Genomic DNA, 1,236 nt, shown 5'->3' with positions numbered 1-1,236 from the left:
GGCGCCAGCCGCGTCTTGCCGCCCTTACCGGTGACGCGCAGCACCGTTTCATCGGGCAACGACAGATCGGCGCCGGACAGGCCGAGCGCCTCGGAAATGCGCAGACCCGAGCCGTAGAGCAGCGTCAGCACGGCGCCGTTGCGGGCAGCGATCCACGGTTCCTCCGCCAGCTGGCCCTCCACCGAAACGACGTGTTTCGCATCGCTTGCCGTCAGCGGCTTGGGCAGCGACTTCGGCTGCCGTGGCGCGCGCAGTGCCGCAGCACCCGCCGCATTGACGAGGCCGCGCCGCTCCAGAAAGCGCAGCAGCGAGCGGATGCCGGCCAGCCCGCGTCCGAGCGTGCGGGCGCCGGCGCCTCCGGCGCGGCGGGCGGCGAGAAAGCTGCGCAGATCGGCCGGGCGCAGATCGGCGATATCCGAAATTCCGGGCGAACCGCCGCAATGGTCGGTCAGGAAGTGCAGGAACTGGCGCGTGTCGCGCTCATAGGCTTCCACGGTTTCCGGCGACATCCGGCGCTCGCGCGCCAGCATCTTCAGCCAGCTTTCGCGGGCCGCCTGAAGGTCTGGTTTGGCCGGGATGAGGAATTCCTGCATTGCGCTCTTCCGATATGCCGTTCTTCCATTCTGGGCCATCTTCCGGCAGCCGGGTTAGGAAGCCGTGAAGAGCCGCGTCATTGAAATGACAAGAGGGTGGAGCTAGAGCAAGGCAAAGGATTTTTCCGATGACCAAACCGCAAAACCCCGTCCAGATGGCCGTGATCGGCGCCGCCCACGGCATCAAGGGCGAATTGCGCGTGAAGACCTTCACCGGCGATCCGCTGGCGCTGGCCGACTACGGGCCGCTCTATGCCAGGGACGGCCGCGCCTTCCAGATCATCGACATCAGGCCGGCCAACAACGTCGTGGTGGTGCGTTTCAAGGGCATCAGCGACCGCAACGCCGCCGAGGCGCTTGCCGGCACGGAATTGTTCGTCGACCGCTCGATGCTGCCTGACGATGGCGAAGAGGACGAATTCTATCATGCCGATCTCGTCGGGCTGGCGGTCCGGGACGATACCGGTGCTGACATCGGCAAGGTCGTCGCCGTGCATAATTTCGGCGGCGGCGACATTCTCGACGTGACGTTGGCGGGGCGCAAAGGCGTGCTGATCCCGTTCACCCAGGCCGCCGTTCCTGACGTGTCGATCAAAGACGGCTTCGTTCGCATCGATCCGGCGGCGGCGGGCTTGATCGATGA

Annotated in this window: 2 protein-coding genes; one reads left to right on the top strand and one right to left on the bottom strand. The window is 66.0% G+C overall.

Translation table 11 applies throughout. The annotated features are described in order from the left end of the window. On the bottom strand, positions 1-593 hold a 593-nt coding region (locus EOA86_RS35235; protein WP_164892353.1), incomplete at its 3' end, for a site-specific integrase. Positions 594-721: 128 nt separating this feature from the next. On the opposite strand from EOA86_RS35235, the gene rimM reads away from it, so the two are divergent. Further along, on the top strand, positions 722-1,236 hold a 515-nt coding region (rimM, locus tag EOA86_RS35230), incomplete at its 3' end, for a ribosome maturation factor RimM (RefSeq protein ID WP_128345691.1).

Source organism: Mesorhizobium sp. M5C.F.Ca.IN.020.32.2.1 (assembly GCF_004023105.1).
Lineage (GTDB): Bacteria > Pseudomonadota > Alphaproteobacteria > Rhizobiales > Rhizobiaceae > Mesorhizobium > Mesorhizobium wenxiniae.
The sequence above is the reverse complement of the archived record's forward strand: the minus strand, read 5'-3'. Positions and strand labels throughout refer to the sequence as shown.